General features: G+C 55.4%; 28 protein-coding genes. 18 read left to right on the top strand and 10 right to left on the bottom strand.

Translation table 11 applies throughout. The features are described from left to right. Positions 1 to 244: 244 nt before the first annotated feature. Genes ACH1XZ_RS19350 through ACH1XZ_RS19340 form a run of 3 tightly spaced genes read left to right on the top strand, consistent with a single transcriptional unit; the run spans position 245 to position 3378 of the window. A complete protein-coding gene (locus ACH1XZ_RS19350) occupies positions 245 to 886 on the top strand; it encodes a hydrolase (protein ID WP_185667181.1) in 642 nt (213 codons plus the stop codon). Positions 887 to 946: 60 nt separating this feature from the next. Next, positions 947 to 1489, top strand: a complete 543-nt coding sequence (locus ACH1XZ_RS19345) for an antibiotic biosynthesis monooxygenase (RefSeq protein ID WP_395596776.1) — start codon at positions 947 to 949, stop codon at positions 1487 to 1489. A gap of 20 nt (positions 1490 to 1509) precedes the next feature. Next, complete coding sequence (locus tag ACH1XZ_RS19340; RefSeq protein WP_395596775.1) at positions 1510 to 3378, top strand: amidohydrolase; 1869 nt, start codon at positions 1510 to 1512, stop codon at positions 3376 to 3378. A gap of 125 nt (positions 3379 to 3503) precedes the next feature. On the opposite strand, the gene ACH1XZ_RS19335 is transcribed toward ACH1XZ_RS19340, so the two are convergent. Both ACH1XZ_RS19335 and acpH read right to left on the bottom strand, forming a co-directional pair. Continuing rightward, positions 3504 to 4106 (bottom strand): peroxiredoxin, encoded by a 603-nt coding sequence (locus ACH1XZ_RS19335; protein ID WP_064547849.1) that lies wholly within the window; start codon positions 4104 to 4106, stop codon positions 3504 to 3506. Positions 4107 to 4275: 169 nt separating this feature from the next. Further along, on the bottom strand, positions 4276 to 4857 hold the full coding sequence (acpH, locus tag ACH1XZ_RS19330; RefSeq protein ID WP_395596774.1) for an ACP phosphodiesterase: 582 nt from the start codon (positions 4855 to 4857) through the stop codon (positions 4276 to 4278). A gap of 91 nt (positions 4858 to 4948) precedes the next feature. Here acpH and queA point away from each other — a divergent pair, with 91 nt between their 5' ends. From queA to ACH1XZ_RS19295, 7 genes are all read left to right on the top strand, one after another. Then, entirely contained in the window at positions 4949 to 6019 is a 1071-nt protein-coding gene (gene queA, locus ACH1XZ_RS19325; protein ID WP_395596773.1) for a tRNA preQ1(34) S-adenosylmethionine ribosyltransferase-isomerase QueA, read from the top strand. Between the two features lie 55 nt (positions 6020 to 6074). Next, entirely contained in the window at positions 6075 to 7202 is a 1128-nt protein-coding gene (gene tgt / locus ACH1XZ_RS19320) for a tRNA guanosine(34) transglycosylase Tgt (RefSeq protein WP_123649993.1), read from the top strand. A gap of 22 nt (positions 7203 to 7224) precedes the next feature. Then, positions 7225 to 7557, top strand: a complete 333-nt coding sequence (yajC, locus tag ACH1XZ_RS19315; RefSeq protein WP_035895145.1) for a preprotein translocase subunit YajC — start codon at positions 7225 to 7227, stop codon at positions 7555 to 7557. Between the two features lie 27 nt (positions 7558 to 7584). Then, the gene (secD, locus tag ACH1XZ_RS19310) at positions 7585 to 9432 is read left to right on the top strand and encodes a protein translocase subunit SecD (protein WP_395596772.1); all 1848 of its coding nucleotides are present in this window, start codon (positions 7585 to 7587) and stop codon (positions 9430 to 9432) included. Positions 9433 to 9442: 10 nt separating this feature from the next. Beyond that, positions 9443 to 10414, top strand: coding sequence for a protein translocase subunit SecF (secF, locus tag ACH1XZ_RS19305; RefSeq protein WP_395596771.1), 972 nt, complete (start codon positions 9443 to 9445; stop codon positions 10412 to 10414). Between the two features lie 116 nt (positions 10415 to 10530). Next, positions 10531 to 10878 carry an HNH nuclease YajD gene (gene yajD, locus ACH1XZ_RS19300; protein WP_035895149.1) on the top strand — a complete coding sequence of 116 codons (348 nt, stop codon included), beginning with the start codon at positions 10531 to 10533 and terminating at the stop codon, positions 10876 to 10878. A 288-nt stretch (positions 10879 to 11166) separates the two neighbouring features. Further along, positions 11167 to 11274: a type I toxin-antitoxin system toxin Ldr family protein gene (locus tag ACH1XZ_RS19295; protein ID WP_395596770.1), complete on the top strand. Its 108-nt coding sequence runs from the start codon at positions 11167 to 11169 to the stop codon at positions 11272 to 11274. An 89-nt stretch (positions 11275 to 11363) separates the two neighbouring features. Here ACH1XZ_RS19295 and ACH1XZ_RS19290 read toward each other — a convergent pair whose 3' ends face one another. After that, positions 11364 to 12227, bottom strand: coding sequence for a nucleoside-specific channel-forming protein Tsx (locus tag ACH1XZ_RS19290; protein WP_395596769.1), 864 nt, complete (start codon positions 12225 to 12227; stop codon positions 11364 to 11366). A gap of 301 nt (positions 12228 to 12528) precedes the next feature. Then, entirely contained in the window at positions 12529 to 13071 is a 543-nt protein-coding gene (locus ACH1XZ_RS19285; RefSeq protein ID WP_395596768.1) for a SadB/YajI family lipoprotein, read from the bottom strand. A gap of 151 nt (positions 13072 to 13222) precedes the next feature. Between ACH1XZ_RS19285 and nrdR the strand changes: the two genes are divergently transcribed. The 6 genes from nrdR to pgpA all read left to right on the top strand — a co-directional run bounded on the left by nrdR (position 13223) and on the right by pgpA (position 17304). Further along, positions 13223 to 13672, top strand: coding sequence for a transcriptional regulator NrdR (nrdR, locus tag ACH1XZ_RS19280; RefSeq protein ID WP_061282153.1), 450 nt, complete (start codon positions 13223 to 13225; stop codon positions 13670 to 13672). 3 nt (positions 13673 to 13675) lie between these two features. Continuing rightward, positions 13676 to 14779, top strand: coding sequence for a bifunctional diaminohydroxyphosphoribosylaminopyrimidine deaminase/5-amino-6-(5-phosphoribosylamino)uracil reductase RibD (gene ribD, locus ACH1XZ_RS19275; protein WP_395596767.1), 1104 nt, complete (start codon positions 13676 to 13678; stop codon positions 14777 to 14779). Positions 14780 to 14864: 85 nt separating this feature from the next. Continuing rightward, positions 14865 to 15335, top strand: a complete 471-nt coding sequence (gene ribH, locus ACH1XZ_RS19270; protein WP_001021161.1) for a 6,7-dimethyl-8-ribityllumazine synthase — start codon at positions 14865 to 14867, stop codon at positions 15333 to 15335. 19 nt (positions 15336 to 15354) lie between these two features. Next, positions 15355 to 15774 (top strand): transcription antitermination factor NusB, encoded by a 420-nt coding sequence (gene nusB / locus ACH1XZ_RS19265; protein WP_035894262.1) that lies wholly within the window; start codon positions 15355 to 15357, stop codon positions 15772 to 15774. Positions 15775 to 15848: 74 nt separating this feature from the next. Then, the gene (gene thiL, locus ACH1XZ_RS19260; protein ID WP_395596766.1) at positions 15849 to 16820 is read left to right on the top strand and encodes a thiamine-phosphate kinase; all 972 of its coding nucleotides are present in this window, start codon (positions 15849 to 15851) and stop codon (positions 16818 to 16820) included. After that, positions 16771 to 17304: a phosphatidylglycerophosphatase A gene (pgpA, locus tag ACH1XZ_RS19255; protein ID WP_395596765.1), complete on the top strand. Its 534-nt coding sequence runs from the start codon at positions 16771 to 16773 to the stop codon at positions 17302 to 17304. The genes thiL and pgpA overlap by 50 nt, the downstream gene beginning before the upstream one ends. 112 nt (positions 17305 to 17416) lie before the next feature. Here pgpA and ACH1XZ_RS19250 read toward each other — a convergent pair whose 3' ends face one another. From ACH1XZ_RS19250 to xseB, 4 genes are all read right to left on the bottom strand, one after another. After that, positions 17417 to 18391 carry an aldo/keto reductase gene (locus tag ACH1XZ_RS19250; protein ID WP_395596764.1) on the bottom strand — a complete coding sequence of 325 codons (975 nt, stop codon included), beginning with the start codon at positions 18389 to 18391 and terminating at the stop codon, positions 17417 to 17419. Positions 18392 to 18454: 63 nt separating this feature from the next. Next, a complete protein-coding gene (dxs, locus tag ACH1XZ_RS19245) occupies positions 18455 to 20317 on the bottom strand; it encodes a 1-deoxy-D-xylulose-5-phosphate synthase (protein ID WP_395596763.1) in 1863 nt (620 codons plus the stop codon). 18 nt (positions 20318 to 20335) lie between these two features. After that, positions 20336 to 21235 (bottom strand): (2E,6E)-farnesyl diphosphate synthase, encoded by a 900-nt coding sequence (gene ispA / locus ACH1XZ_RS19240; protein ID WP_395596762.1) that lies wholly within the window; start codon positions 21233 to 21235, stop codon positions 20336 to 20338. Then, on the bottom strand, positions 21236 to 21478 hold the full coding sequence (xseB, locus tag ACH1XZ_RS19235; RefSeq protein ID WP_035894270.1) for an exodeoxyribonuclease VII small subunit: 243 nt from the start codon (positions 21476 to 21478) through the stop codon (positions 21236 to 21238). It lies immediately after the preceding gene. A gap of 189 nt (positions 21479 to 21667) precedes the next feature. On the opposite strand from xseB, the gene thiI reads away from it, so the two are divergent. Beyond that, positions 21668 to 23116, top strand: coding sequence for a tRNA uracil 4-sulfurtransferase ThiI (gene thiI, locus ACH1XZ_RS19230; RefSeq protein WP_395596761.1), 1449 nt, complete (start codon positions 21668 to 21670; stop codon positions 23114 to 23116). 116 nt (positions 23117 to 23232) lie between these two features. On the opposite strand, the gene yajL is transcribed toward thiI, so the two are convergent. Beyond that, the gene (gene yajL, locus ACH1XZ_RS19225; protein ID WP_395596760.1) at positions 23233 to 23826 is read right to left on the bottom strand and encodes a protein deglycase YajL; all 594 of its coding nucleotides are present in this window, start codon (positions 23824 to 23826) and stop codon (positions 23233 to 23235) included. Continuing rightward, entirely contained in the window at positions 23789 to 24700 is a 912-nt protein-coding gene (gene panE, locus ACH1XZ_RS19220) for a 2-dehydropantoate 2-reductase (RefSeq protein WP_395596759.1), read from the bottom strand. The genes yajL and panE overlap by 38 nt, the downstream gene beginning before the upstream one ends. Before the next feature lie 159 nt (positions 24701 to 24859). On the opposite strand from panE, the gene ACH1XZ_RS19215 reads away from it, so the two are divergent. Continuing rightward, positions 24860 to 25351: a YajQ family cyclic di-GMP-binding protein gene (locus ACH1XZ_RS19215; RefSeq protein ID WP_035894278.1), complete on the top strand. Its 492-nt coding sequence runs from the start codon at positions 24860 to 24862 to the stop codon at positions 25349 to 25351. Positions 25352 to 25358: the final 7 nt, after the last annotated feature.

The raw sequence follows: 25358 nt of genomic DNA, 5'->3' as shown, positions 1-25358 counted from the left end.
AAAAATCCTGAAAATTAAACCACTACGTTGTAACGAATAGTGAAAAACAAAGCCAGTGAATAAATTAGATATAAACGTCGTATTTTTTTGATGCTGAATTATTACCGTCACCGGATGGTAAGTTTTCTTTAATAACTCGTTAGAAATTTCCCGCTATACTCAACAAGCTTTCTGATTCAGGATCCTGCTGCTGACGGCAGTTTAAGACCGTTACCTTTTAACTTATTGATTAAGAAGGTGTGTTATGTCTATCCGGGAACTGATTGACCCTAAGAATTCTGCGCTTATTTTTATTGACCATCAGCCACAAATGTCATTTGGGGTGGCGAATATTGATCGCCAGACGCTGAAAAATAATACCGTAGCGTTAGCGAAGGCCGGGAAAATATTTAATGTTCCGGTCATTTACACTTCCGTCGAAACGAAAAGTTTTAGCGGTTATATCTGGCCAGAATTACTTGCCGTTCACCCTGACGTTAAGCCTATCGAACGTACTTCAATGAACTCCTGGGAAGACGCTGCTTTTGTGAAAGCGGTAGAAGCGACCGGGCGTAAAAAACTGATTATCTCGGCGCTGTGGACTGAAGTTTGCCTGACCTTCCCGGCACTGATGGCGCTGGAAGCGGGCTATGAAGTTTATGTCGTCACTGATACCTCCGGCGGCACCTCCGTTGATGCCCACGAGCGTTCTATCGACCGCATGGTGCAAGCCGGTGCGGTACCGGTGACCTGGCAGCAGGTACTGCTGGAGTACCAGCGCGACTGGTCACGCAAAGAAACCTACGACGCGGTAATGGATTTGGTGCGTGAGCACAGCGGCGCGTACGGGATGGGCGTGGACTACGCCTACACCATGGTGCACGGCGCGCCAGAACGCAAAGCTTAAGGTTAGCGATCCGGCGGGGCTGCGACCCCGCCGGTTTGCAAGCGCAAGGAACCCATCTTCATGACGCAAAAGCATGTCACGCTGGTTATTACCCACGCTATTCGTCCCGAACACGTTGCGCAGTACGAAGCCTGGCTTGGCGAAATTATGCCTATTGCCGCTAACTATCCCGGTCATCTGGGCGCCAACGTTATTCGTCCGGTCGATGGACAGACGGCCTGGAATATTATCATCCGCTTCGACACCATCGAGCACCTCTACGCCTGGACCCAGTCTGACGTGCGACGCAAGCTGGTGGAGGAAATCGCCCCGGTTCTCGGGGAAGGCGACCGCACCGAGGTGCGTACTGAAGCCGCCTTCTGGTTCACCCCGCCTGCCGCCAACGTTCGCCAGCCAAAGCGCTGGAAACAGTTTCTGATAACGCTGCTGGTGATTTTTCCCAGTACGAACCTGGTCCCCGCGATTACCGGCGCGCTGCTGCCGTCGTTAAAGGGAACCCTGTTGCTGCATTTTATTAATGATGCTTGTGTGGTCGCGCTGGTGGTCTGGTTCTGGATGCCCATCGTGACCCGCCTGTTTGCCGGTTGGCTGAAAAAAGCCTGAACCGACGCGAGGAGAACGCTATGTCACAAACCGCTACCCTGATTTTAACTCAGGGGCAGATTCACACGCTTGACCCGCAACAGCCCATCGCTGAAGCGGTGGCCATTGCTGATGGCAAAATTCTTGCCGTCGGCAGCGACGCGCAGATGCTGTCCTACGCGGGTGAAGGCACGCAGATTGTTGACCTCCACGGTCACACGGTGATCCCTGGCCTTAACGATTCGCACCTGCACCTGATTCGCGGCGGGCTGAACTACAACCTGGAGCTGCGCTGGGAAGGCGTACCGTCGCTGGCGGATGCGCTGCGCATGCTCAAAGAGCAGGCCGACCGTACGCCATCGCCGCAGTGGGTGCGCGTGGTGGGCGGCTGGAGTGAGTTCCAGTTTGCTGAACGCCGGATGCCGACGCTGCAGGAGCTTAACGACGCCGCGCCGGATACGCCGGTGTTTGTGCTGCACCTCTACGACCGCGCGTTACTCAACCGCGCCGCGCTAAAGGCGGTGGGCTACACCAAAGACACACCGGCACCGGCGGGTGGCGAGATTGTTCGCGACAACAACGGCAACCCGACCGGGATGCTGATTGCCAAACCCAACGCCATGATCCTCTATGCGACATTAGCGAAGGGGCCGAAGCTGCCGCTGGAGATGCAGGTCAACTCCACCCGTCAGTTTATGCGCGAGCTGAACCGACTGGGGCTGACCAGCGCGATTGATGCGGGTGGCGGTTTCCAGAACTACCCGGAAGATTACGAAATTATCGAGCAGCTGCATGCCAATAAGCAGATGACCATCCGCATCGCTTATAACCTGTTTACCCAACGTCCGAAGCAGGAAGTTGAGGATTTCGAACGCTGGACCGATATGCTGAAACCGGGGCAGGGCACCGATTTCTACCGTGCTAACGGCGCGGGCGAGATGCTGGTTTTCTCGGCGGCTGACTTTGAAGATTTCTTGCAGCCGCGTCCGGATTTGCCGCCGGGCATGGAAGATGAACTTGAACGCGTCGTCCGTCACCTGGTTGAGCATCGCTGGCCGTTCCGCCTGCACGCCACCTACGACGAGTCGATAAGCCGCATGCTGGATGTGTTCGAGAAGGTTAACCGCGATATTCCGTTCAACGGCCTGCACTGGTTCTTTGACCACGCCGAGACCATCACCGAGCGTAACATTGAGCGCGTGAAGGCGCTGGGCGGCGGGATTGCGGTGCAGCACCGTATGGCCTTCCAGGGCGAATATTTCGTCGATCGCTATGGCAAAGACGCGGTGAAACACACGCCACCGGTGGCGAAAATGCTGGAGCTGGAGGTGCCTGTCGGTCTGGGGACGGACGCCACCCGCGTGGCGAGCTACAACCCGTGGACGGCGCTTTACTGGCTGGTTTCCGGGCGTACCGTCGGCGGCATGGCGATGTATGACGATGAAAACCGTCTGCCGCGCGATGTGGCGCTGGAACTGTGGACGGCGGGTAGCGCGTGGTTCTCCAGCGAGCAGGGCAAAAAAGGCCGTATTGCTGCCGGGCAACTGGCGGATCTGGTGGCGTTGTCGAAGGACTACTTCAGCGTACCGGAAGAAGAGATCAAAGGTATTGAGTCGGTGATGACGATTGTCGATGGCCGCGTGGTCTACGCTGCCGGGCACTTCACGCCGATTGCCCCGCCGTCGATTCCGGTGGTGCCGGACTGGTCGCCGGTGGTGAAAGTACCGGGCCACTATCGCTCCGCGCCTCCGGGCTCAGAGCATATCGGTGCCGTGGTGCAGATGCACCAGTGCTGTGGTAGCTGCGGCGTACACGGGCATCAGCATGATATTGCGCGTCAGTCGGGGATTCCGGTATCGGATGACCGTGCCTTCTGGGGCGCGCTAGGCTGTTCTTGCTTCTCGTTCTAAGACGATCCCGCCGGCGCTTCGCTTGGCCGGGCTACAGGGCGTAGCCAGGATGAGGCATCGCCGACGCCGGGGAAACAAAAAAGGCTCGCGCAATGCGAGCCTTTTTTTGCCGGAACGTCAGCCGATTACAGGCTGGAAACGTTCTCGCTCAGGTACTTAGCAACGCCGTCTGGAGACGCGTTCATGCCTTCTTTCCCTTTTTCCCACTGCGCCGGGCACACTTCACCGTGCTGCTCGTGGAACTGCAGTGCATCAACCATACGCAGCATTTCGTCGATGTTACGACCCAGCGGCAGGTCGTTAACTACCTGGTGGCGAACCACGCCGTTAGCGTCGATCAGGAAGGAGCCGCGCAGCGCAACGCCTTCGTCTGGGTGTTCGATGCCGTAAGCTTTCTGAATTTCACGCTTAACGTCGGCAACCATTGCGTATTTCACTGCACCGATGCCGCCTTTGTCGACAGGGGTGTTACGCCATGCGTTGTGAACGAATTCGGAGTCAAAAGAGACGCCAACCACTTCAACGCCGCGCTTCTGGAACTCTTCGTAACGTTTGTCGAAGGCAATCAGCTCGGACGGGCAGACGAAGGTGAAGTCCATCGGCCAGAAGAACAGAACGGTGGCTTTACCCTGGGTGTGCTGTTTGAAATTGAATTTCTCAACGATTTCACCGTTGCCCAGTACCGCTGCTGCGGTGAAGTCAGGCGCTTGACGAGTAACCAGAACCATGGGGTTCTCCTTTGAATTTATAAGGTTAATGGAACGCAACGCGGGCCAGTATAGGGAGGGTAAGCGGGGAACACAAAAAGACTATGACGATTAATAAGATAGGATTCACCTATCAATTATTATTTTACCAAAGGAATAAGCATAGCCGTTCCATGGCTCGATGCAAGTCCTACAGCGCTTTGTTTTTCGCCTGCGCCATCATCTGCGGGTAGAACTGCCAGAAACGGGTCTCCAGCGCATCATAGTGCGCGTCGAGGTCATGCCAGGAGTCGCGCAGCGCATCAAGCTTCGGCCGACGGCTGGCCATGCCGTTTAGTACTCGCTGGATAAAATCCATCTCGGCGTAGCGCTCCAGCCAGCGTTCCGTCCACAGGTGCTCGTTCAGCGTGAGAAAGCGTGCTGGTGCATCCGGAAGAATCGTCGTGACTTCAGCACGGGCATAGCGGGTAAAGTCCGGTAACGCGATATCCGGTGAAATACGGCCCCAGTGGCGGGACAGAAAATGGTCCCACATCACATCGAGGGTAATGGGAGCAACGCGCCGCGTTTCGGGGCGGAACCATTCGCGCGCTTCTTTTACCTGCGGCAAATTGTCGGTCATCACGTCAATACGGCGATGCATATGGATGCCGTCAACGATGGCGGCCGGATAATCTTGTCCAGGGTTGCCGCGAACAAAATCTGCCAGCAGATTTCCCGAAAGCGAGCTATTGGCGAGGTGAGCAAGATGCAGGTGAGCGAGAAAATTCATTGATAAATGTTTATCCAGAGGGGTAAGGGTTGCAGGGATGTCTCCCCGGCACTAGACTACCCGCCTCATTATTAAGCCCAGAGTCACAGTCATGCGCGTTGCCGATTTCTCCTTTGAACTACCAGAATCCCTGATTGCCCACTATCCAACGCCTGCGCGTAGCAGCTGTCGCTTGCTGTCGCTGGACGGGCCGACGGGCGCGCTGACGCACGGTACTTTCACCGATTTGCTCGATAAGCTCAACCCTGGAGATCTGCTGGTCTTTAACAATACCCGCGTGATCCCGGCGCGCCTGTTTGGCTGTAAAGCCAGTGGCGGCAAGATTGAAGTACTGGTCGAGCGTATGCTGGATGATAAACGTATTCTGGCACATATTCGCGCCTCTAAAGCGCCGAAACCGGGTGCCGCGCTGCTGCTGGGCGATGATGAAAGCATTAAAGCGACAATGGTCGCTCGCCATGACGCGCTGTTTGAAGTCGAATTCGACGACGAACGCAGCGTGCTGGACATTCTGAACGCTATCGGCCACATGCCGCTGCCGCCGTACATCGACCGTCCGGACGAAGACGCCGACCGCGAGCTGTATCAGACCGTATATAGCGAAAAGCCGGGCGCCGTTGCGGCACCGACCGCAGGCCTGCATTTCGACGAACCGCTGCTGGCGAAGCTTCGCGAGAAAGGCGTTGAGATGGCGTTTGTCACGCTGCACGTGGGCGCGGGTACCTTCCAGCCGGTGCGTGTTGACAGCATTGAAGACCACATCATGCACTCCGAATACGCGGAAGTGCCACAAGAGGTGGTCGATGCCGTGCTGGCGGCGAAAGCACGCGGCAACCGCGTGATTGCGGTTGGGACCACTTCCGTTCGCTCGCTGGAAAGCGCGGCGCAGGCGGCAAAAGATGGGCTGATTGCGCCGTTCTTCGGCGACACGCAAATCTTTATTTTCCCAGGCTACCAATATCAGGTTATTGATGCGCTGGTCACCAACTTCCACCTGCCGGAATCTACGCTGATTATGCTGGTGTCCGCTTTTGCTGGTTATCAGCACACCATGAACGCCTATAAGGCTGCTGTAGAACAAAAATATCGCTTTTTTAGTTACGGCGATGCCATGTTTATCACGTACAATCCGCAGGCTATTTCTGAGGGTGTCGGGGAATAAATTTCCGGCATGAGTGTTTAAAACGTCGGACTGTTTTTCTGACGCAGGAGTGAAGATGAAATTTGAACTGGACACCACAGACGGTCGCGCCCGCCGCGGCCGCCTGGTTTTTGATCGTGGCGTAGTTGAAACGCCTGCCTTTATGCCAGTAGGTACCTACGGCACCGTTAAAGGCATGACCCCGGAAGAAGTCGAAGCGACCGGCGCGCAAATCATTCTCGGCAACACCTTCCACCTGTGGCTGCGCCCGGGTCAGGAAATCATGAAGCTGCACGGCGATCTGCACGATTTCATGCAGTGGAAAGGCCCAATCCTGACCGATTCCGGCGGTTTCCAGGTCTTCAGCCTGGGCGATATCCGCAAAATCACCGAGCAGGGCGTGCACTTCCGCAACCCAATTAACGGCGACCCGATCTTCCTCGATCCAGAAAAATCGATGGAAATTCAATACGATCTCGGTTCCGACATCGTGATGATTTTCGACGAGTGTACGCCGTACCCGGCGGATTGGGACTACGCTAAGCGCTCCATGGAGATGTCTCTGCGCTGGGCTAAACGCAGCCGCGACCGTTTTGATGGCCTCGGCAACAAAAATGCGCTGTTTGGCATCATTCAGGGCAGCGTTTACGAAGATTTACGTGATATCTCCGTCAAAGGTCTGGTGGAGATTGGCTTTGATGGCTACGCTGTCGGCGGCCTGGCGGTAGGTGAGCCGAAAGAAGACATGCACCGTATCCTTGAGCACGTTTGCCCGCAGATCCCTGCTGACAAACCGCGTTACCTGATGGGCGTCGGCAAACCAGAGGACCTGGTTGAAGGCGTTCGTCGCGGTATCGATATGTTTGACTGCGTTATGCCAACGCGTAACGCCCGTAACGGTCATCTGTTTGTGACCGACGGCGTGGTGAAAATCCGTAATGCCAAACATAAGAGCGATACCAGCACGCTTGATGCCGAGTGTGATTGCTACACCTGTCGCAATTATTCGCGTGCATACTTGCATCATCTTGACCGTTGCAACGAAATATTGGGCGCGCGCCTCAATACCATTCATAATCTTCGCTACTATCAGCGCTTAATGGCTGGTTTACGCAAGGCTATCGAAGAGGGTAAATTAGAGAGCTTCGTGACCGATTTCTACCAACGCCAGGGGCGTACCGTTCCACCTTTGAACGTTGATTAATTTTAATAATGAGGGAATTTGAATGAGCTTTTTTATTTCTGATGCGGTAGCAGCAACCGGGGCTCCGTCGCAGGGCAGCCCGATGTCTCTGATTCTGATGCTGGTGGTTTTCGGCCTGATCTTCTATTTCATGATCCTGCGTCCACAGCAAAAACGTACCAAAGAACATAAGAACCTGATGAACTCCATCGCGAAAGGCGATGAAGTGCTGACTAACGGTGGCCTGGTGGGTCGTGTGACCAAAGTAGCAGAAACTGGCTACATTGCTATCGCACTGAACGACACCACTGAAGTGGTTATCAAACGTGACTTCGTAGCTGCCGTTCTGCCGAAAGGCACCATGAAGGCGCTGTAATAATTCGTTTTCCCAAAGGGAACTGCCGTGTTAAACCGTTATCCTTTGTGGAAGTATGTCATGCTGGTCGTCGTGATTGTCGTCGGCCTGCTGTATGCGCTTCCCAACCTGTATGGTGAGGATCCGGCCGTTCAAATCACTGGCGTGCGCGGTGTCGCCGCCAGTGAGCAAACGCTGATCCAGGTCCAGAAAACGTTACAAGAAGAAAAAATTACCGCTAAGTCTGTGGCACTGGAAGAGGGCGCTATTCTTGCGCGCTTCGACACCACCGACATCCAGCTGCGTGCGCGTGAAGCGCTGGTAAACGTACTGGGTGACAAATACGTCGTGGCGCTTAACCTTGCTCCGGCAACGCCGCGCTGGCTGGCTGCGATTAACGCAGAGCCAATGAAGCTCGGTCTTGACCTGCGTGGTGGTGTGCACTTCCTGATGGAAGTGGATATGGACACTGCGTTGGGCAAATTGCAGGAACAAAATATCGATAGCCTGCGCAGTGACCTGCGAGAAAAAGGCATTCCTTATACTACCGTTCGCAAAGAAGACAACTACGGTCTGAGCATCGCTTTCCGTGATAGCAATGCGCGTGATGAAGCCGTCTCTTATCTGAGCAAGCGTCATCAGGATCTGGTTATCTCAACTCAGGGCAGCACCGCGCTGCGTGCGGTGATGACCGATGCTCGCCTGAGCGAAGCCCGTGAATACGCCGTTCAGCAGAACATCAACATTCTGCGTAACCGTGTAAACCAACTGGGCGTTGCTGAGCCAGTGGTTCAGCGCCAGGGTGCTGACCGCATCGTGGTTGAACTGCCTGGTATCCAGGACACCGCGCGTGCGAAAGAGATTCTGGGTGCGACTGCAACCCTGGAATTCCGTCTGGTAAACACCAACGTTGATCAGGCTGCTGCTGCTTCTGGCCGCGTGCCGGGCGACTCTGAAGTGAAAGATACTCGTGAAGGCCAGCCGGTTGTGCTGTACAAGCGTGTGATCCTGACCGGTGACCATATCACCGACTCCACTTCAAGCCAGGATGAGTACAACCAGCCGCAGGTTAACATCTCGCTTGATAGCGCGGGTGGTAACATCATGTCTAACTTCACCAAGGACAACATCGGTAAACCGATGGCGACCCTGTTCGTGGAGTACAAAGACAGCGGTAAGAAAGATGCTAACGGTCGCGCCATTCTGGTGAAACAGGAAGAGGTGATTAACATCGCCAATATCCAGTCTCGCCTGGGTAACAGCTTCCGTATTACCGGTATCAGCAACCCGAACGAAGCGCGCCAGCTCTCTCTGCTGCTGCGTGCCGGTGCGCTGATTGCGCCGATTCAGATTGTTGAAGAACGTACCATCGGCCCAACGCTGGGTATGCAGAACATCAAACAGGGCCTGGAAGCATGTCTGGCCGGTCTGGTGGTTTCTATCCTGTTCATGCTCTTCTTCTACAAGAAGTTCGGTCTGATTGCGACGAGTGCACTGTTGGCTAACCTGGTACTGATCGTCGGTATCATGTCACTGCTGCCGGGCGCGACGTTGAGTATGCCGGGTATCGCGGGGATTGTGTTAACCCTTGCGGTTGCCGTCGATGCTAACGTACTGATCAACGAACGTATCAAAGAAGAGCTGAGTAACGGACGTTCGGTACAACAGGCAATCAACGAGGGCTATGCCGGCGCGTTCAGTTCCATCTTCGATGCGAACATTACGACGCTGATTAAAGTCCTGATCCTGTATGCAGTCGGCACCGGGGCAATTAAAGGGTTCGCGATTACTACCGGTATCGGTGTGGCGACGTCGATGTTTACCGCGATTGTCGGTACGCGTGCCATCGTAAACCTGTTGTATGGCGGCAAGCGCGTCAAAAAGCTGTCAATCTGAGGAGTGCGATGTGGCACAGGAATATAGTGTTGAACAATTGAACCACGGCCGTAAAGTCTATGACTTTATGCGCTGGGACTACTGGGCTTTCGGCATCTCTGGTTTCCTGCTGATTGCGGCCATCGTGGTGATGGGCGTGCGCGGCTTTAACTGGGGTCTCGATTTCACCGGTGGTACGGTGATTGAAATTACGCTGGAAAAACCGGCGGACATGGACTTAATGCGCGACGCGCTGGAGAAAGCGGGCTTTGTTGATCCGCTTCTGCAGAACTTCGGCAGCAGCCATGACATCATGGTACGTATGCCGCCAACCGAAGGTGCGGATGGTGGCCAGGTGCTGGGTAGCAAAGTGCTGAGTGTGATTAACGAATCCACCAGTCAGAATGCCGCCGTGAAGCGTATTGAATTCGTTGGGCCAAGCGTGGGTGCCGATCTGGCGCAAACCGGTGCCATGGCGCTGATTGTCGCGCTGATCTCTATCCTGGTGTACGTCGGTTTCCGCTTCGAGTGGCGACTGGCGGCAGGTGTGGTTATCGCGCTGGCGCACGACGTTATCATTACGCTCGGGATCCTGTCGTTGTTCCATATCGAGATTGACCTGACTATCGTGGCATCGTTGATGTCCGTTATCGGTTACTCACTGAACGACAGTATCGTGGTATCTGACCGTATTCGTGAAAACTTCCGCAAGATTCGTCGCGGTACGCCATACGAAATCTTTAACGTGTCGCTGACCCAGACGCTGCACCGTACGTTGATTACGTCCGGTACGACGTTAGTGGTTATCCTGATGCTGTACCTCTTCGGTGGTCCGGTACTGGAAGGCTTCTCGCTGACTATGCTTATCGGTGTTTCCATCGGTACCGCATCGTCTATCTACGTAGCCTCGGCGCTGGCGCTGAAGCTGGGTATGAAGCGCGAGCATATGCTGCAGCAGAAAGTCGAGAAAGAAGGGGCGGATCAGCCGTCAATTCTGCCGTAATCTGTCGCACTTAGGGCACGAATAAAAGCCGCAACGCCGTAGGGTGTTGCGGCTTTTTTATTGCCCATTTAGACTGTGCGTATTCCCTTACCTTGAACACGACATATCGAGTCATTATGGCCATCATCCCAAAAAACTACGTGCGGCTGGAAAGCGGCTACCGTGAAAAAGCGCTGAAACTGTTTCCGTGGGTCTGCGGACGCTGTTCGCGCGAGTTCGTCTACTCCAACCTGCGCGAGCTGACGGTTCACCATATGGATCACGACCATACCAATAATCCTGAAGATGGCAGCAACTGGGAGTTGCTGTGCCTGTTCTGTCACGATCATGAGCACTCGAAGTACACCGAGGCAGACCAGTACGGTTCGACGGTGGTAGCCGGGGAAGATGCGCAGAAAGACGTGGGCGAGGCGACCTACAACCCGTTCGCTGACCTGAAAGCGATGCTGAATAAGAAGAAATAGCCGCGTGCTGTAACGCGTACAGCGTGTCTGGAATCCCGATCGCAAGGTCGGGATTTTTTCGTTTTTAGACCATGTCGAAATTACTGAGCAGAGTAGAATCAGCGGCAAGCCGGACCATTCCGGTGAGGCGCAGTGTTGCGGGGGCTTGATCCCCGGTGGCCTTGTCGCTGGAAAGAGAAAACCCCCGCACATTGTTCGGTATTCACCGGCAACATAACGGGGGCAATCCTATCTCTAGACAAGTTGAGGATAGCCGCGAACCGTTGCCATTGCAACCAAGGCGGCTGTATGACGCTCACGGAAGTTTGCATTATGGTCTGGCACGATCTGGCAGCACCAACGCTGGTCGGTATTGCGACGGGTCTGTTTTTAGGCTGGTGGCATAGTCAGAGATAAAGCGAGGTGGGCAAACCTGCCGCCTGCGTGGCAGCATGCGCCCGAAACAGGCCAGAGGGAAACCTCTGGCCTTTTTTGCGGTGTCGAACTTAGAAGTTGTAACCTACAACAAAGTAACCGCCCCAACCGGTCGATTTCGAGTTGAAATCACCTTCGCCCCAGTTCAGGGTATTACCACCCTGCCACTGGCCACCGTTATGGAAGTAACGGGCAACAACGGAGTAGTGCCAGTGATCGTAGTTCAGCGCCAGGATGTGGCTGGACGCGATGGAGTTGCTGGTACGGTTTGGTTCGTCGCCGAGATCGGAACCCCAGTCGAAGTTGGTGAAGCCGATGTAGCTCAGCTTACCGCCCCACAGATCGCTGATTGGTACAAAGTATTTTACTTTGAAGCGATAGCCATCCCACTCGTTTTCGTTCGCGGCACCATAGTTCTGCCACTGGTATTTGGCATACACGTTCAGGGACAGACCCATTGGCAGGCCGGTGTCGATATCGGTACCCAGACCCATATACCAGGTGCTCTGGCGGCTGGCTTTGTTGTCACCCATATCGTAGATGTAGTTGTTCGCGAAGTACCACTCTTTGAACGGACCAAAGCTCAGGTCAGCGCCGGTCAGCTTGTCGATAGAGAAGCGTGGTTCGATCTCCATGAACAGTGGGGAACCGTCAGACCATACGCCTTTATCGTTACCGTTACCCCAGTCAAAGGTTTTAGGAATATCGATGTAGCCGTAGAAGTCGAGCCAGTCTTTTTTGGCAAACGCTTCATATTCCAGGTAAACGTCGTTGTTCAGCTTCGGTGAGAAGCGGGTGTGATAGCTACCCACCACGTTCACGCTCTGATGCCACCAGTCGGAGACATACTGAGGTTGAGAATCGCCAGCTGCGTTAGCAGTGAAAGATGCGGAGAGCGCCAGTGCAGCACCTGCTGCTAATAATGTTTTTTTCATATTTCTGCCACTAATAAAAAAAATCGAAAGAGGGTGATTTTTATCACCGAAGTTTTTCTAAATGTTTCGTGTTTCTGCGAGCCTATTATATGAATCCTTGCTCACGAAAATCAGTCACAGTTCACACATTTTTCAAACGCGTAATCGATTGCGTTCACGTTTGCGTAGTTTAGACGCGGCGATTGTACTGATGGGGTGAATTATTGCAAATGTTTACATACGAGAAATGTGTTTCAGGATAACGAAGAATGGGTAATTGAGGCGCTGGACGACAGTTACAATTCCAGCGCCTGAAGGGCGGTTACTGTGCGCTAACGGGCTGAACGTCGTGAATGCGTACGAAGCCTAGCTGTTCCGGGGTCACGCCGTTAAGCTGAAGCGGAATATCGACATCACTTGGCGCCAGTACGCTCGCCGGCGCGGAGAAGAGCTGGTTCTGCACGTTGACCTCCTGATACTGCTCGGTCGTGCCTTGAATCTGGCCCCACTCAACGGTGCCGGTGAAGGCTGGCAGCGCATCGTTTGACTCGCCCTGAATACGCAGCGTTACCGCCGTGCCCTGCGCGTTAGCGGCGATATTGCGTAACGACATGCGAAGCGTACCAACCTGGCTGTTCAGACGCGCTGGCGTGTTCGCGCCAGGAAGCAGGTAAACGCCGCGCGTAGATTTCGCATTCAGCGCATTTTGCTGAGTGATTTTCACCGTCTCTTTATTGAGCTGTGTCATCTCGGTACTGAGTGCGCTGATGTTTTGATGCATCTGCTTCACCTCAGACTGCTGTGCGCAGGCGCTCAGGCTGACGAGGCTTCCCAGCAGGGCGATTCTTAGGTAACGTCTTGTCATGCTGTCTGTTTCCTTTTCTTCGGATAACGCAATGGTAGCGTGCAATGCGGTATCTGACATCGATCCTTTGTCTCAAAAAGCGCTGTTTCTTTGTTGTATCCGCAGTTCAGGGTAAAATAGATTCCCATCACCCTCATCGTCAGGACGTTGTATGCACTGCCCATTCTGTTTCGCCGTAGATACTAAAGTCATTGACTCCCGCCTGGTGGGAGAAGGTTCCTCCGTTCGCCGCCGTCGGCAATGCCTGGTGTGCAATGAACGCTTCACCACGTTTGAGGTCGCAGAACTGGTGATGCCGCGCGTGGTGAAAAGCAACGATGTGCGTGAACCGTTCAATGAAGATAAGCTGCGCAGCGGTATGCTGCGTGCGCTGGAAAAGCGCCCGGTCAGCGCCGATGATGTGGAAATGGCGATTAACCACATCAAATCACACCTGCGCGCGACCGGCGAGCGAGAAGTGCCGAGCAAGCTGCTAGGCAACCTGGTCATGGAACAGCTGAAAAAGCTCGATAAAGTGGCCTATATCCGCTTTGCCTCGGTGTACCGCAGCTTCGAAGACATTAAAGAATTTGGCGAAGAGATCGCCCGCTTACAGGACTAAGCTATGCACGATGAAATGTACATGGCGCGCGCGCTGAAGCTGGCGCAACGCGGTCGCTTTACCACCCATCCCAACCCGCGCGTGGGCTGTGTGATTGTAAATCAGGGCGAAATCGTCGGCGAAGGCTTCCACTATCGCGCCGGTGAACCCCATGCGGAAGTGCATGCGCTGCGCATGGCGGGTGACAAAGCCAAAGGCGCCACCGCCTACGTGACGCTGGAACCGTGCAGTCACCATGGGCGCACGCCGCCGTGCTGTGACGCGCTGATTGCCGCGGGTGTCTCCCGCGTCGTCGCCGCCATGCAGGACCCAAACCCGCAGGTTGCGGGCCGCGGTCTTTATCGGCTGCAGCAAGCCGGTATTGAGGTCAGCCATGGGCTGATGATGAGCGAAGCCGAAGCGCTGAACAAAGGTTTCCTCAAGCGGATGCGTACCGGTTTCCCTTACATCCAACTGAAGCTTGGTGCATCTCTTGATGGCCGCACGGCTATGTCCAGCGGTGAAAGCCAATGGATTACCTCGCCGCAGGCGCGCCGCGATGTGCAACGCCTGCGTGCGGAAAGTCACGCGATTTTAACCAGCAGCGCTACGGTGCTGGCGGATAACCCGGCGCTGACCGTGCGCTGGGACGAGCTCAATGCCGAAACGCAGGCGCTTTACCCGCAGGAAAACCTGCGCCAGCCGCTGCGCATTGTGATTGATAGCGGCAACCGTGTGACGCCGGAGCACCGTATCGTGCAGCAGCCTGGTGAAACGCTGTTTGCGCGCACCGAGGACGATACCCGCGTCTGGCCGGAAGGCGTACAGACGCTGAAAGTGCCGGAGCACAACGGGCATCTCGACCTGGTGCTGCTGATGATGCAGCTGGGCAAACAGCAGATTAACAGCATCTGGGTGGAGGCGGGGCCAACGCTTGCCGGTGCGTTGCTTCAGGCGGGACTGGTCGACGAGCTTATCGTCTATATCGCGCCTAAACTGTTAGGAAGTGATGCGCGTGGATTATGTGTGTTGCCAGGGCTTGAGAAACTGGCCGACGCCCCCCATTTCAAATTCAATGAGATACGCCAGGTGGGCCCCGATGTGTGCCTGCATTTAACGGCTGCGTGAGGCTTTCTGATTTAGAGGAAGCAGCGCCCAGAATATTATGATAAAATCCGCCCCCCTGCGGGGCAAATGAACCCAAAGGAAGAGTATGAACATTATTGAAGCTAACGTTGCTACCCCGGACGCTCGCGTCGCCATCACCATCGCGCGTTTCAACAACTTTATCAATGACAGCCTGCTGGAAGGTGCTATCGACGCCCTGAAGCGCATTGGTCAGGTTAAAGATGAAAACATCACCGTTGTTTGGGTTCCAGGTGCTTATGAACTGCCTCTGGCGGCTGGCGCACTGGCAAAAACCGGTAAATACGATGCAGTGATCGCGCTGGGTACGGTTATCCGTGGCGGTACTGCGCACTTCGAATATGTCGCTGGCGGGGCAAGCAATGGCCTGGCGCACGTCGCCCAGGACAGTGAAATCCCGGTAGCCTTTGGTGTTCTGACCACCGAAAGTATTGAACAAGCCATCGAACGTGCTGGCACAAAAGCCGGTAACAAAGGTGCAGAAGCTGCACTGACCGCGCTTGAAATGATTAATGTATTGAAAGCCATCAAGGCCTGATTTTTGTAAGGGGAAATCCGTGAAACCTGCTGCTCGTCGCCGCGCCCGTGAGTGTGCCGTCCAGGCGCTTTACTCCTGGCAGTTGTCCCAGAACGACATCTCCGATGTTGAATACCAGTTCCTGGCGGAACAAGACGTGAAAGATGTCGACGTCCTGTACTTCCGTGAGCTGCTGTCCGGGGTGGCGACTAACAGCGCGTACCTCGATGGATTGATGAAGCCGTACCTGTCCCGTATGCTCGAAGAGCTGGGCCAGGTAGAGAAAGCCGTACTGCGCATCGCGCTGTTCGAGCTGTCGAAGCGTGATGATGTGCCGTATAAAGTGGCTATCAACGAAGCTATCGAACTGGCAAAAACCTTTGGCGCTGAAGACAGCCACAAGTTTGTCAACGGCGTGCTGGATAAAGCCGCTCCTGTCATTCGTCCCCACAAAAAGTAACCTCCAGGCCGGATTTTGCCGAATTTCATTTGGCATGTCCGGCCTTGTTTTATCCTTCTGCTGAGGCATAACGTATGGCATGCGGCGAATTCTCCCTGATTGCCCGTTATTTTGACCGAGTACGAAACGCCCGTCTCGATGTAGAAACCGGAATCGGCGACGACTGCGCGTTACTCAATATTCCTGAAAAACAGACCCTGGCTATCAGCACCGATACGCTGGTGGTGGGCAATCATTTCCTTCCTGATATCGACCCGGCTGACCTGGCTCATAAAGCGCTGGCGGTAAACCTTAGCGATTTAGCGGCAATGGGCGCTGACCCGGCTTGGCTGACGCTTGCGCTGACACTACCTGCGGTTGATGAAGCATGGCTGGCGGCGTTCAGTGACAGTCTGTTTGAACTGTTAAACTATTACGATATGCAGCTGATTGGCGGCGACACCACCAAAGGGCCGCTGTCGATGACGCTGGGCATTCACGGCTATGTACCGGTAGGCCGTGCGCTGAAACGCTCGGGTGCAAAACCGGGCGATTGGATTTACGTGACCGGCACCCCTGGCGACAGCGCGGCGGGTCTGGCATTAATTCTGAATCAGCTGACGATTGATAACCCAGAAGATGCGGCCTATCTGCGTCAGCGTCATCTTCGTCCGACGCCGCGTATTCTACAGGGGCAGGCGCTGCGTGACCTGGCAAACTCGGCTATCGATCTCTCCGACGGCCTGATTTCCGATCTGGGGCACATCCTTAACGCCAGCGGCGTAGGGGCGCGTATTGACCTCGATCTGCTGCCGTACTCCGATGCGCTGCGCCGCCACGCGCAGCCGGAGCAGGCATGCCGCTGGGCGCTCTCCGGCGGTGAAGACTATGAACTCTGCTTTACCGTTCCAGAACTGAACCGTGGCGCGCTAGAAGTGGCGCTGGGTCAACTGGGTACATCGTTTACCTGCATCGGACAAATCAGCGCCGATGTTGAAGGACTGCATTTCACCCAGGATGGGAAAGCGGTGCAGCTCGACTGGAAGGGGTACGATCATTTTGGCTAAGCGTGACGAAGCAAAAAGTCGTCTTAATTTACGCAATCCCTGGCACCTGTTGGCAACGGGGTTTGGCAGCGGCCTGAGCCCGATAATGCCGGGTACGGCTGGCTCGATTGCCGCCATTCCCTTCTGGTATGTGCTGACATTTCTGCCGCTGCAGCTCTATTCACTGGTGGTGATGTTCGGTATCTGTATCGGCGTTTATCTCTGCCGCCGTACGGCGCGCGATATGGGGACGCACGACCACGGTAGTATCGTGTGGGATGAGTTTATCGGTATGTGGATTACGCTGATGGCGATTCCGGTCATCAGTTGGCAATGGGTATTGGCGGGATTTGTGGTGTTCCGTATTTTTGATATGTGGAAGCCCTGGCCGATCCGCTGGTTCGACCGTAACGTTCACGGTGGAATGGGGATTATGGTCGACGATATCATCGCAGGGGTGATTTCAGCGGCGATACTGTTTGTGGTAGGGCATTACATTCTGTGATGCGTTAACCCTCACCCCGACCCTCTCCCTGGAAGGGAGAGGGAGAAAACCGCACCAAACGGTTCCCTCGCCCCTTTGGGGAGAGGGTTAGGGTGAGGGGGCAATCAGCCCGTTACTTAAACCCCACCACCGGGTGCGGCTGATACGGCGCTTCCATTGACGCAATCTGCTCCGGCGTCAGCGTAATATCCACCGCGTTCAGCAACTCATCCAACTGATCCTCACGCGACGCGCCAATAATCGGTGCCGCAACGCCCCGTTTACTCAGCAACCATGCCAGCGCCGTCTGCGCGCGGCTAGCCCCCACCTCCTGCGCGACCCGCTCAAGCTCCCCGGCAATCTGCTCATCGTTCTCTTCGGTTGAACTATACAGCGTTTGCCCGAATTCATCGGAGACCAGCCTTGCCGTCGTTTCTCCCCACGGACGCGTCAGGCGACCGCGCGCCAGCGGGCTCCACGGAATCACCGCCACCCCTTCCTGAGAGCAGAGCGGCAGCATATCGCGCTCCTCTTCCCGGTAGATAAGATTGTAGTGATCCTGCATGGTGACGAACGACGCCCAGCCGTTGGTTTTTTGCAGCGCCAGCGCGTGGGCAAACTGACGGGCGTGCATCGACGATGCGCCAATAAAGCGGGCCTTACCGGATTTCACTACTTCATCCAGCGCTGCCAGCGTCTCTTCAATCGGGGTGCGGTAGTCCCAGCGGTGAATTTGCAGCAGATCGACATAGTCCATCCCAAGGCGCTTCAGGCTGTCATCGATGGAGCGCAGAATTTGCGCGCGAGACAGCCCCTCTTCCAGGTCGCCCACCTGATGGTAAACCTTGGTGGCCACCACCACTTCATCACGGCGAGCGAAATCACGTAGCGCGCGGCCGACGATCTCTTCGCTACTGCCGTCAGAGTAGCTGTTTGCGGTGTCGAAAAAGTTGATGCCGCCTTCGATGGCGCGCTGAATGATGGGGCGGCTACTGTCTTCCGGAAGCGTCCAGGCGTGTTTACCCCGATCCGGTTCGCCGAAGGTCATACAGCCAAGGCAAAGACGAGAGACCCGAAGGCCGGTGTGTCCTAACTTATCGTATTGCATGAATCAGCTCCTGCTAGCGGGTAAGCGGTTTACCTTTAAGCATAGCAGGAGCGATGGGGAGGATTATGCTAGCCAGCCCGCGATCTTCGCTTCGATACCAGCGGCATCGAGACCAAGGTCGGCGCGAGCCTCTTCCTGCGTGCCTTGCGGGACGAAGAAGTCAGGCAGGCCGAGGTTCAGCACTGGCACCGGTTTACGATGCGCCATCAGCACCTCGTTCACGCCGCTGCCCGCACCGCCGATGATGGCGTTCTCTTCCAGCGTCACCAGCGAGTCGTGTCGCGCGGCCATCTCGAGGATCAGGCTTTCATCCAGTGGTTTCACAAAGCGCATATCAACAAGCGTTGCGTTAAGTTTTTCAGCGACGATTTCCGCCTCGACCAGCAGGGTGCCGAAGTTGAGGATCGCCAGTTTCTCGCCTTCGCGTTTCACCACGCCTTTGCCGAGCGGCAGTTTTTCCAGCGGTTGAAGCTCCGCGCCGGTACCGCAGCCGCGCGGATAGCGCACCGCGCTTGGGCCGTCGCTGTAGTGATAGCCGGTATAGAGCATCTGACGGCATTCGTTTTCATCGCTTGGCGTCATGATGACAAAGTCAGGGATGCAGCGCAGGTAAGAAATATCGAATGCGCCCTGGTGCGTCTGACCGTCGGCGCCAACGATGCCTGCGCGGTCAATCGCAAACAGCACCGGCAGCTTCTGGATAGCCACATCGTGGATAACCTGATCGTAGGCGCGCTGCAGGAAGGTGGAGTAGATAGCCACAATCGGTTTATAGCCACCAATCGCCAGGCCTGCGGCGAAGGTCACCGCGTGCTGCTCGGCAATCGCCACGTCGAAATACTGGTCAGGGTATTTTTTCGAAAACTCTACCATGCCGGAGCCTTCGCGCATCGCCGGGGTGACCGCCATCAATTTGCTGTCTTTTGCCGCGGTTTCGCACAGCCAGTCGCCGAAAATTTTCGAGTACGACGGCAGGCCGCCGCTGCTTTTTGGCAGCTTACCGCTGGTGTGATCGAATTTCGGCACCGCGTGGAAGGTGATTGGGTCTTTCTCGGCCGGTTCATAGCCACGGCCTTTTTTGGTCATGATGTGCAGGAACTGCGGGCCTTTGAGGTCGCGCATGTTCTTGAGCGTATTGACCAGCCCCAGCACGTCGTGACCGTCAACCGGCCCGATATAGTTGAAGCCCAGCTCTTCAAACAGCGTGCCCGGAACCACCATGCCTTTGATATGTTCTTCGGTACGTTTGAGCAGCTCTTTAATGGGCGGAACGCCGGAGAAGACTTTCTTGCCGCCTTCGCGCAGAGAAGAGTAGAGCTTGCCGGAGAGCAGTTGCGCCAGATGGTTGTTCAGCGCGCCGACGTTCTCAGAGATGGACATCTCGTTATCGTTCAGCACCACCAGCATATCGGGCTTGATATCGCCCGCGTGGTTCATCGCTTCAAACGCCATCCCGGCGGTAATCGCGCCATCGCCAATCACGCAGACGGTACGACGCTGCTTGTTCTCTTTGCCTGCGGCAACCGCAATACCAATACCGGCAGAAATAGAGGTGGAGGAGTGACCAACGCTCAGCACGTCATACTCGCTCTCGCCGCGCCAAGGGAACGGGTGCAGGCCGCCTTTCTGACGGATGGTATCAATCTTGTCGCGACGACCGGTCAGAATTTTGTGCGGGTAGGCCTGGTGGCCAACGTCCCAGATAAGCTGGTCGAACGGCGTGTTATAGACGTAGTGCAGCGCCACGGTGAGCTCCACCGTGCCAAGCCCGGAGGCGAAGTGTCCGCTGGAACGGCTCACGCTGTCGAGCAGGTAACGACGCAGCTCGTCACACAGCTTCGGCAGGCTCTCTTTTGGCAGCAGGCGCAATTCCTGAGTGGAATCGACCAACGCCAGGGTCGGGTATTTGGCAATATCAAAACTCATCTGAGACTCATTTATAGTTTATTTGTCGCGCAGGATGATGTAGTTCGCTAGCGCTTCCAGTGCTGTGGTATCCAGTGACTGCGCGGCTAGCTCGTTAAGAGACTGACGGGCATCGGCAATAAGGTCACTGGCTTTAGTCCGGGCTTGCTCAAGGCCCAGTAATGCAGGATAGGTGCTCTTGCCGAGCTGCTGGTCGGCACCCTGGCGCTTTCCGAGGGTCGCAGTATCGCCCACCACATCCAGAATGTCATCCTGAACCTGGAATGCCAGGCCGATGCTTTCGGCATACTTATCTAGCAGCGGCAGCGCTTTGCGACCTTGTTCACCCGCGCTAAATGCGCCCATGCGCACGGCGGCACGGATCAGCGCACCGGTCTTATGGCGGTGGATGCGTTCCAGCATTTCCAGATTAACCTGTTGCCCTTCGGCTTCCAGATCCAGCGCCTGACCGCCGCACATACCGGCCACGCCGCTGGCGGTGGCCAGCTCGGACAACATCGCCAGACGATCGCGGTCTGAGACCTCATTCATCGGCGCATCACTCAGTATAGAAAACGCCAGCGTTTGTAACGCATCACCGGCCAGAATGGCGCTCGCCTCGCCAAATTTAATATGGCAGGTCGGCTGGCCACGGCGCAGGTCATCATCGTCCATCGCCGGGAGATCATCATGCATCAGCGAATAAGCGTGAATACACTCGACCGCGGCAGCGGGCGCATCCAGCGTCGCGAGGCTGACGCCAAACATTTGACCGGTGGCATACACCAGGAACGGGCGCAGGCGTTTACCGCCCAATAGTGCGCCATACTGCATGGCATCGACCAGAGGAGTGTTCTGAAACGGCAGCGGGGCGATGAAACGGCGCAGCGCGTCATTTGCCTGCTCAACGCAGGCATTCAGCTGTTGCGAAAAATCCATTTATTCAGCGTCCGGCGTGAAAGGCTCAAGTGGGGAATCTTCGTTATCGGCTAACAGGATCTGCACGCGCTGTTCCGCTTGCTGCAGCTTCGTCTGCCCCTGACGTGCCAGCTGCACGCCACGTTCGAATTCGTTCAGCGCCTCTTCCAGCGGAAGGGAGCCGCTTTCCAGACGGTTAACAATTTGCTCCAGCTCGGTTAAAGCGGTCTCGAAACTGGCCGGGGCTTCGTTTTTCTTTGGCATAGTGAATGTTTGGCTCTTGTTATGTCGCGACTGCGTCTATGGTAACGGAGTCTGAGTGTGAAGCAAATAACACGCAATGGTAAGCGGGATGATGGTATACTCCGCGCATCTGGACGCAGATGCCATGGGTACACTGCGATACATCTTTTGCCTAAAGCCCGTCGGGCTTGTCAACGAACCATTGCCGCCATGAAGTTTATCATTAAATTGTTCCCGGAAATCACCATCAAAAGCCAAACTGTGCGTTTGCGCTTTATTAAAATTTTAACCGGGAATATTCGTAACGTTCTTAAAAACCACGATGAAACGCTTGCTGTCGTCCGCCACTGGGACCACATCGAAGTGCGTTCTAAAGATGAAGACAAACGTCTGGTGCTTCGCGATGCGCTGACCCGCATTCCGGGGATCCACCATATTCTGGAAGTCGAAGACGTACCGTTTACCTCGCTGCACAACATTTTTGAGCAGACGCTACCGCTGTGGCGTGAAGCGCTGGAAGGTAAATCTTTCTGCGTACGCGTTAAGCGTCGCGGTAAGCACGAATTTACTTCTATCGAAGTAGAACGTTACGTTGGCGGCGGTCTGAATCAGCACATCGAGACGGCACGCGTGAAGCTGACCAACCCAGACGTGACCGTTAACCTCGAAATCGAGAACGACCGTCTACTGCTGGTGAAAGGGCGCTACGAAGGTATTGGCGGCTTCCCGATTGGTACGCAGGAAGACGTGCTGTCACTGATTTCCGGCGGCTTCGACTCCGGTGTTTCCAGCTATATGCTGATGCGCCGTGGCTGTCGCGTGCACTACTGCTTCTTCAACCTCGGCGGCGCCGCCCATGAAATCGGCGTACGTCAGGTGGCGCACTACCTTTGGAACCGTTTTGGTAGCTCACACCGCGTGCGTTTCGTGGCTATCAACTTCGAGCCGGTAGTGGGCGAAATTCTGGAGAAAGTGGAAGACGGTCAGATGGGCGTCGTGCTGAAGCGCATGATGGTCCGCGCGGCATCGCAAGTGGCGGAGCGCTATGGTGTGCAGGCGCTGGTGACCGGTGAAGCGCTGGGCCAGGTGTCCAGCCAGACGCTGACCAACCTGCGTCTTATCGATAACGTCTCCGATACCTTGATTCTGCGTCCGCTGATTTCTCACGACAAAGAACACATCATCGACCTGGCGCGTGAAATCGGTACCGAAGACTTTGCCCGCACCATGCCGGAATACTGCGGCGTGATTTCGAAGAGCCCAACCATCAAAGCGGTGAAGGCGAAAATCGAAGCCGAAGAAGCAAACTTCGATTTTGCGATTCTGGATAAAGTGGTTGCCGAAGCCAACAACGTCGACATCCGCGAAATCGCGCAGCAGACGCAGCAAGAGGTGGTGGAAGTTGAAACCGTCAGCGGCTTTAGCGACAACGACGTGATTCTGGATATTCGCTCCATTGACGAGCAGGACGATAAACCACTGAAGCTGGAAGGCGTGGAAATCGCCTCTCTGCCGTTCTACAAGCTGAGCACCCAGTTCGGCGACCTCGACCAGAGCAAGACCTACCTGCTGTGGTGTGAGCGCGGCGTGATGAGTCGCCTGCAGGCGCTTTATCTGCGTGAGCAGGGCTTTACCAACGTTAAGGTTTACCGCCCATAAATAAAAAAACCAGCCTGGCCGGTTTTTTTATTTTAAGTCACCTGTAGGCCGGATAAGGCGTTTACGCCGCCATCCGGCTTTGTGCCCGATGGCGCTACGCTTATCGGGCCTACAGTTTACTCTTCGTAGAAGTTATAAATCCCTGCCGCCATCACCAGCTGCGACGCAATCTCGTACGCTTTCTCACGCCCAACAAGCAGGTCGATAATCTTCAGCCCGAAATCAATCGATGTACCCGGTCCCTGGCTGGTCAGCAGGTTGACGCGCGGGTCCCAGACCACACGCTTATCCTGCCACTGGCCTTCAGGAATCTGGTCTTTCAGCGCTGGGAAACCGGTCATATTGCCGATAGGGAAGAGCTCATGGGGAACCAGCACGGTGGCAGCTGCCGCGCAGATAGCGGCAACGATACGCCCGGAATGATGAAATTGTCTCACCGTTTCAACCAGCAGCGGGCTATCGCGGAAGCACTCCGCACCTTTAATGCCGCCTGGCAGAATGATGATATCGAAGTCACCGTCCGCGACTTCGACCAGTGGAGCATCGGCCAGCAGCTTAACGCCGCGGGAGCAGGTAATGGTCAGGTCGCCATCGCTGGCGACGCTGGCGGTAGTGACGCTGATGCCGCCACGCACTAACAGATCGATAGTGGTGACGGCTTCCATCTCTTCACTACCAGGAGCGAGGCAAATCAGTGCCGACGCGCTCATATTCACTCTCCTTACGTTTAACCCGTTCATACAGGCGAGTATTTTCCGGCACAGGAATGCCGTGCGCCCGCGCACGCTTGAGCAGGTAACCGGTGATATAGTCGATTTCCGTATGTCGCTGCGCGCGGATGTCCTGCAGCATGGAGGAAATGTTCTCCGCCGTCAGGTCAATCACCTGATTAACATAAAATAACAGACTTTCCGGGGAGGTATGAAATCCTTCCCGCGTCATGGTCATCGCCACTTCGTCGCAAATGTGCGCCACCTGTTCCTGATGATGGCGCAGCTCGCCGTTCGGGCAATTCATCAGCGCGGTCATTGGGTTAATCACGCAGTTCACGGCGAGTTTGCGCCACATGGCGGAATGAATATTGTCATGCCAGGCGACGTCCGGGAGCACGTTCTGGAGCGTTTCCGCAAGCTGGCTGTAATCGTGGTCGTAGCGTTTGGCGGGACCGATATGGGTGGTACCGTTGGCGACGTGGATAATGATATTGCCGTCGCGACGTGCAGCCTGAGTGGTCGCACCCAGCAAAATGGGTTGCTGGATACCGTTAAGTTCCAGCAGCGTGCCCATACCGTTATGAATCAGTAAAATCGGCGTAGTCGCCGGAAGTGTGGCCGCCAGACTTCTGACGGCGTCAGAAACCTGCCAGGCTTTGAGTGTGACCAGCAGCAGGTCGCTTTGCGCCAGGAAATCGGGGTCGTTGGCGATAAGTGATTGGTTGAATACGCTACCGTCCAGCTCCATAAGGTTTACGCTGCAATAGGGCTGAGGTACACGTAACCATCCCTGTACTTCAAATCCTTTTTTATGGAGCGCCGTCATCCATAGCTGGCCTAGCGCGCCACATCCCAATACGGTAATTTTCAAACATCCTCCTTACCACACCAGATACTGCTGGTATGTCATACTTCACGCGATAACTCGAATCAGTATAGCGTTATCAACTAAGCTTCCGGGGATAACAAGTTGAGTTATGCCGCGTTGCAGGTATTATGCAACGCAAACGAAACTAAGGGAGGGGAAAAGATGCCATCTTTCGATATTGTCTCTGAAGTCGATCTTCAGGAAGCGCGCAACGGCGTGGATAACGCAGCCCGTGAGGTTGAGTCACGTTTCGATTTTCGCGGTGTAGAAGCGAAAATTGAGCTGAACGAAGCGAATAAGACCATTAAGGTGCTGAGCGAGTCTGACTTCCAGGTTAACCAACTGCTGGATATCCTGCGCGCCAAGCTGCTTAAGCGCGGCATCGAAGGCGCATCACTTGATGTACCTGAAGAGTTCGTACACAGCGGCAAAACCTGGTTTGTGGAAGCGAAGCTCAAGCAGGGTATTGAAAGCAGCGTTCAGAAGAAGCTTGTTAAGCTGATTAAAGACAGCAAGCTGAAGGTGCAAGCGCAGATTCAGGGTGAAGAGATTCGTATCACCGGGAAATCCCGCGACGATCTGCAGGCCGTGATGGCGCTGGTGCGCGGCGGCGACCTCGGTCAGCCGTTCCAGTTTAAAAACTTCCGCGACTAATCGTGAA

The sequence above is a fragment of the Kluyvera chengduensis genome (genome assembly GCF_044197065.1).
Taxonomy (GTDB): Bacteria; Pseudomonadota; Gammaproteobacteria; order Enterobacterales; family Enterobacteriaceae; genus Kluyvera; species Kluyvera ascorbata_C.
The sequence above is the reverse complement of the archived record's forward strand: the minus strand, read 5'-3'. Positions and strand labels throughout refer to the sequence as shown.